Below are 6,057 nucleotides of genomic sequence, written 5' to 3'. Positions count from 1 at the left end.
ACTGGCTCAGTTCGCGCGCCCAGTAATGGGCGCTGGCGCACGCTTCCATGCCAATCAGGCAGGGCGCTTGCCCGGCAAAATAGCTGCGCACTTGCCGGCGCGTGAGCGTTCGCTTGACCTGCACCGCTTCGTGCCGATCCACGCCATGCACCTGAAATACTTGCTTTGCCAAATCCACTCCAACGCGCGTAAGGTTCATCTTGGACTCCTTCCTTCGTTTGACTGGTTGGTGACAACTCCAGTCTGGCACATCGATGCCGGTGCAAGGGAGGAGTCCATCCCATTGGCCTGCGCCGGAATGACAAACAGGTTGTACGCATACGCTATCCCTTCAAGGGGTCGGTCAAGGTGGGATCGGAGTTTTTTGTGAAACCTCCCTGAACCGTCCGTACTGATAATGCGCCGCGCAGGCGCCTTCCGCCGAGACCATGCAGGAACCCACCGGCCGTTCCGGCGTGCACGCCGTGCCGAAGATCCGGCAATCCTGCGGCCGCTTCTCGCCGCGCAGGATGGCGCCGCATTCACAGGCCTTGTTGTCCGGGACCGGCACATAGCCGACGCCGAATCGCGCTTCCGCGTCAAAGGCAGCGAACTCCGGCCGCACTTTCAGCGCGCTGTGCGGCAGTGTGCCGAGACCGCGCCACTCGAAGTCGTCCTGCAGCTCGAACACCTCGTTCATCAGCGACTGCGCCTTGCGGTTTCCCTCCGGTGTCACCGCCCGGGTGAATTCGTTCTCCACGTCCGCACGGCCGGCGTTGATCTGGCGCACCAGCATCAGGATCGCCTGCATCACGTCGAGCGGCTCGAAACCAGCGATGACCACCGGCTTGCCGTAATCCCTGGCGAACGGTTCGTACGGCCGGCTGCCGATCACCGTCGACACATGCGCCGGACCGACAAAGCCTTCGAGTTGGACGCCCGCCGGATTGGCAAGAATCGCGTGCATAGCCGCTGGTGTCAGGACGTGATTGCAGAGTATTGAGAAATTTTCGAGTCCCTGGGCCTCGGCTTGCCGGACCGCCACCGCCGTCGGTGGCGTTGTTGTCTCGAAGCCGATGGCGAGAAAAACAACCTGCTTGTCCGGATTCTGCCGTGCAAATTCGAGTGCGTCGGTAATCGCATAAACCATGCGTACGTCGCCCCCCTGCGCCTTGGCTTTCTGCAACGAGGTGCCGTACGACGCCGGCACGCGCAGACAATCGCCGTAACTGCACAACGTCACCTTGTGTTCCAGCGCCAGCCGGATCGCTTGGTCGATGCGCCCGACCGGCAGCACGCACACCGGACAGCCGGGCCCGTGAATCATCCTGACCTGTGGCGGCAGCAGGTCGGCCAGGCCATAGCGCGAAATGGCATGGGTGTGGCCGCCGCAGAACTCCATCAGGTGATAACGACGCCCGTCCTGAACCTCGCCGGCGATCGTCTCCGCGAGCTGTCGCGCCAGTTCGCCATTGCGGAATTCATCGATGTATTTCAATGAGCGCTCCCCTCGGTTCGACCCATCTCGGCGAACAGCGCCAGCGTCCGCTCGGCTTCCTCGACGTCGAGTTTTTGCAGGGCGAATCCGACATGCACGATGACGTAGTCGCCGACCGCCACGTCATCGACGAGCGCCAGCGATACTGACTTTCTCACGCCGCCGAGGTCGACGATGGCGCTCTCGTCATCGAAGAGTTGTTCGACCCGCGCAGGAATGGCCAGACACATCCCCTACCTCCCCAAAAGATGCCGGGCACCGACCCAGGCCTGCCCGAGCGACAAGCCGGCGTCTCCCGGCGAAAGGCGCTGTGCCGTCAGCATTTCGATCCCGTCCCGTTGCAGCAATTCCGACAAGCGATGCACCAGCAGGCAGTTCAGGAAACAGCCGCCGCCACAGGCGACCCGGCGTATCCCGTTTTGCTCCACCGCAGCGCGAACCCAGGCAGCGAGCCCATCCGCGACGGTCGCGTGGAACAGCGCCGCACCGTAACCGGCCTCGACGCCGTCAGCCAATACGGCAAGAAGCGGGCGAAAATCGAGCGTTTCTCCAAGTTCGTAACCACCGGTCAGAACAACCGCCTCGCCGTACCGCTCCGCCGATCTTTCCAGCGCCATCGCCGCTTCCCCCTCGAACGATTGCACCGGACAGATGCCAAGCAATCCGGCGGCGGCGTCGAAGAGGCGCCCGAGGCTGCTGGTCGGCGGGCAGTTGAGATCGCGTTCGAGCATCATCGCGACGGTCGCAGCCCCCGGCTGGTCGGCAAACCGATCGATGATCTCATCCAGCCGCCCGATGCTGGCCAACGCCGACGCCCCCATGCGCCACGTTTCGCGCGCGGCACGATCCCCACCGGGCAAGCGCAACGGGGAGAGGTAACCGAGACGCTGAAAATCCGCCCAGTCGCACCGCAGCAACTCGCCGCCCCACGCCAGGCCGTCGCTGCCCAGTCCGACGCCGTCCATCGCCAGTCCCAGCACCGGTTCAATCACGCCGTGCTCGGCGCACACCGCCGCCACGTGCGCGTGATGGTGCTGCACTGGCAGTGCGGGAATCCCCTGTCGTTCGGCAAGTTGCGCCGCAAAGCGGGTACTGAAGAAATCCGGATGCAGGTCATGCACGACCAACGCCGGACGAATCGAACGTTCCGTGCAGAGCCGGTCGGCCGCCCGTTCCAGCGCATTGCAGGCATCCGCATCGACGAGATCGCCGATCGTTTCGGAAACCAACGCCGCCCGTTCGTGCATGGCACAAACAGAAGCCTTCAACCAGCCGCCCACCGCCAGTACCGGCGACGTATCGAACGGCAGGGTGAAGGAGAGAAACGTCATTCAGCCAGCGACGCCCGCAGCGACAGGAGTTGCGTTTCCAGTTCGGCGACGCGCTTCTTCAACGCGGTTACGCTTTCCTCCCGGCGGGAGACCACAGAGATCAGCTCGCGGCGAAGCCAGTCGAACCAGGCGTCCATCCCCTCGCCGGTTTCGGCCGAAACCTGCAGGACCGCGATGTCCGGATTGACGCGACGCGCATTGGCGATCACCTGCGCCACGTCGAAACGCAGATGGGGCAAGAGATCGCATTTGTTGAGCAGCATCAGGCGGGCGGCACGAAACATGTCCGGATACTTGAGCGGCTTGTCCTCACCCTCGGCCACCGAAAGGATGACGACCTTGGCCGCCTCCCCGAGATCGAAACCCGCCGGACAGACGAGATTGCCGACGTTCTCGATGAACAGCAGCGAGGCGGGCGCTGGCACCAGTTCATCCAGCGCCTGCTGCACGCGCAAGGCGTCGAGGTGGCAGCCCTTGCCGGTGTTGATCTGCACCGCCCGCGCCCCGGTTTCCCGGATGCGCTCGGCGTCGAGATTGGTCTGCTGATCGCCCTCGATCACCGCCAGCGGCACGCTGCCCTGTAACGCGGCGATGGTACGCACTAGGAGGGACGTCTTGCCTGACCCCGGACTCGATACGAGATTCAGCGCCAGCACGCCATCCTGCTCGAAACGTTGCCTGTTCGCCGCGGCGAACGCATCGTTCTTCGCCAGGATGTCGCGTTCGACCTGAACCTGGCGCGGCACTATCGATTTTCCATCTCCGGGTTCATGAATGTGTGAGTGGGAGTGTGTGTGGGGATGCGCATGGCGGTAACGCAGACCGTTTGGACCGACATGCTCATGGGAAACGCCAGCAGCGTCGTCTTCGCCACAACCACAGGTTGAACACATGGCTTACTCCACCTCCAGCGTTTTCAATTTCAATTCGCGACCGCTCCGGAGTTCCACATCGCAACCACCGCACTCCGGGCAAGCATCAAAAACTTCTGCAAGCATCACAGTCCGACGGCAGTCCCGGCACCATCCGGTACCGGGAACCTCGATGATCTCCAGCACAGCACCTGCGGCAATCGTCTCGCGAGCGACGACATCGAAGCAAAAACGCATTGCCTCCGCTTCCACCGCGGCAAACGCACCTATTTCAAGCACGACCTTCCGTACGCGATGAAAGCCCTCGGTCTCCACCGTCTCTCCGATGAGACCCAGTACGTGCTCGGCCAGCGACAGTTCATGCATGTCAGGCTGTCGCGACTCACTCGTCCTCGATACGGAAACCGACCTTCAATGTCACCTGGAAATGCGCCACCTTACCATCGACCACGTGCCCGGTTGTCTTCACCACCTCGAACCAGGAAACATGGCGAATGCTCTTCGCGCTGGTTTCAATTGCGTTGCGAATAGCGTCATCGATCCCCTCTTTCGACGACCCGACGATTTCGACCATCTTGTATACATGATCCGACATAGACACCTCCCACCGTTCACGCTGTCGATGCAACGACCGGCGCGTTGGCCGGCCATCGCCAGTGAATCAGACCTTTCCGGGGGCAATAACCGGAATGGACCCAACCGGATGCTTCTTATCGTGCTTGATCGCTTTTTTTTCTTTTGGAGTTTTTGCCGCCTGCTTCTTCGGTTCCTTGATGGTTTCCTGAGGTTTGCCCATGATCCGAACTCTCCTTTGAACGTTAAAGAGCGGCACTGCCGCCAATTCAGTATAGGACGGTTAAGCGATTCGGAAAACATGAGGCTAAAAATGAAAAACCCCACGCAACCTTCTGATTACGTGGGGTTTTTCTACTACTGGGGCGATGTACCGGGCTTGAACCGGTGACCCTTGGAATCACAATCGCACAAATGGAAAAACAAAGAACAGCGCAAAAAAATCAACAACAATGAAATCATAATATTGCTGTTCTGGTTTGTTTCCGCTGTTTCCCGGGTTGTGTGCCTCGGCGTGCCAAGAGTCTGCCGACAAAGCTTCAGTTACTGACTGAACCCACCTAACAATTCATCGATGACAGGGGTCAATTTATCTTCTGTGCTCGCCCACTTGTTCAAAGCAAGCCCCCCGCTGTGGTTATAGGTGGCCGACGCGATAGTGTCGTCGCCACGACGGAGACGGAGTTCGACATGTCGGAGGAAAGGTGCCAAGTCCCAGCCCCGGAATGCCGTGTACCAGAGCGTGTACTCGCAACGCGCAGGAGCCTTGTTTCGATAGATGGAGGTTTTGATGTTATAGCGTTGGAATCCGTTCTCCAGAACCGAAAGCAAATCACTTACGGCTACTTTTGGGTTTTCTTCGATACACACGAATTTCATCGGGTACTGTGCTGTGTCCACACTCCGCACATTCACGGTCGTGCATGCGGATAACGAGAGCAGTATCGATAGCGACACAACTAGTTTGAGATTATTCATGTACGATTCCTTGTAAGTATTCTTACCGAATCCTGCCTCATGACATGGAACTGGTCAATCGGCTGATATAGCTGGTCAGGTACGCTGAGAGAATAGGTCAATACCAGATAATGCAAGTGCTACTCGGCCCGCAAAAAAAACCGGTCATTACAGCCGGTTGAATTTCGCCATTGTTCGCCTTTTCAAAAGGCGGTTTGTGGTTTTCCGCCCTTTTTATAAGGAGTTTCCGGGCGTTCACTTTTACGCGTCAAGCCGCTTGGCTACTGGCGGTAGATGTTCATTAATCTAATTTGCGCTACTTCAGATTTCTACGGCCTGCCCGCAGCCTCCCATTCCCCGTTAATGGCCGATTCGACGGCCTCCTGTAGCGTCATAGTGCGGCGATAAGCCAGAGCCCGCAGGTTTTGCAGCGTATCGAAATCAAGCCACACCGTTACCGAGACTCGCCCGGCATCCGTTTGGCGCTCCCTATAGGCTTTCTGCCTTCTGGCGTTCGCCCCGTTACTTAATAACGCCCCCATCGTTAGGCCAGTCCCGCAAGCGTCAATTGCGTTGCCTTTTTCGCTGGCTCCTGATGCTCAACCATCAACTGTGACAGGCCATCCCGCCGCGTCATCATTGCAGCAGATTTAACCAACGGGTGCTCTGCCGGTAAGGGGGCGGAAAAACCGACGAACGAGCAGGACAAGCACGGCGCATTTTTCTGTGCCAGTGTGCCAAGAGTGTGCCGGGATCGGCATAGGGGGCAGCCCTTATAGGCTGCGCCCCTGCCACACCACCCGGCATGCGGGTCCGCACCGGGCGGTTCGAGAAGTTGAGGTCATGA

General features: G+C 59.6%; 9 protein-coding genes and 1 pseudogene. All 10 read right to left on the bottom strand.

The genetic code is table 11. From position 1 onward, the window contains the following. Nucleotides 1–199, bottom strand: a pseudogene (locus tag BO74_RS17875) (IS110 family transposase); the annotation flags it as partial. Between the two features lie 144 nt (nt 200–343). Beyond that, a complete protein-coding gene (gene hypD, locus BO74_RS17870) occupies nt 344–1,477 on the bottom strand; it encodes a hydrogenase formation protein HypD (RefSeq protein WP_496444238.1) in 1,134 nt (377 codons plus the stop codon). Then, a complete protein-coding gene (locus BO74_RS17865) occupies nt 1,474–1,707 on the bottom strand; it encodes a HypC/HybG/HupF family hydrogenase formation chaperone (RefSeq protein WP_496444236.1) in 234 nt (77 codons plus the stop codon). The genes hypD and BO74_RS17865 overlap by 4 nt, the downstream gene beginning before the upstream one ends. 3 nt (nt 1,708–1,710) lie before the next feature. Then, the gene (locus BO74_RS17860; RefSeq protein WP_496444234.1) at nt 1,711–2,808 is read right to left on the bottom strand and encodes a Kae1-like domain-containing protein; all 1,098 of its coding nucleotides are present in this window, start codon (nt 2,806–2,808) and stop codon (nt 1,711–1,713) included. Then, complete coding sequence (hypB, locus tag BO74_RS17855) at nt 2,805–3,554, bottom strand: hydrogenase nickel incorporation protein HypB (RefSeq protein ID WP_496444232.1); 750 nt, start codon at nt 3,552–3,554, stop codon at nt 2,805–2,807. The genes BO74_RS17860 and hypB overlap by 4 nt, the downstream gene beginning before the upstream one ends. Before the next feature lie 150 nt (nt 3,555–3,704). Then, nucleotides 3,705–4,046, bottom strand: a complete 342-nt coding sequence (gene hypA / locus BO74_RS17850; protein ID WP_496444230.1) for a hydrogenase maturation nickel metallochaperone HypA — start codon at nt 4,044–4,046, stop codon at nt 3,705–3,707. A gap of 16 nt (nt 4,047–4,062) precedes the next feature. Next, the gene (locus BO74_RS17845) at nt 4,063–4,275 is read right to left on the bottom strand and encodes a dodecin (protein ID WP_496444228.1); all 213 of its coding nucleotides are present in this window, start codon (nt 4,273–4,275) and stop codon (nt 4,063–4,065) included. Between the two features lie 66 nt (nt 4,276–4,341). Further along, nucleotides 4,342–4,476 carry a hypothetical protein gene (locus BO74_RS17840; RefSeq protein ID WP_496444226.1) on the bottom strand — a complete coding sequence of 45 codons (135 nt, stop codon included), beginning with the start codon at nt 4,474–4,476 and terminating at the stop codon, nt 4,342–4,344. Between the two features lie 320 nt (nt 4,477–4,796). Continuing rightward, on the bottom strand, nt 4,797–5,231 hold the full coding sequence (locus BO74_RS17835) for an Sbal_3080 family lipoprotein (protein ID WP_496444224.1): 435 nt from the start codon (nt 5,229–5,231) through the stop codon (nt 4,797–4,799). A 615-nt stretch (nt 5,232–5,846) separates the two neighbouring features. After that, nucleotides 5,847–6,057, bottom strand: a 211-nt coding sequence (locus BO74_RS17830) for a hypothetical protein (protein ID WP_496444222.1), incomplete at its 5' end; no start/stop codon positions are given.

This window comes from Propionivibrio pelophilus DSM 12018 (assembly GCF_059569095.1).
Note: the sequence above shows the minus strand (reverse complement) of the source record. Positions and strands in the feature narration are given on the sequence as shown.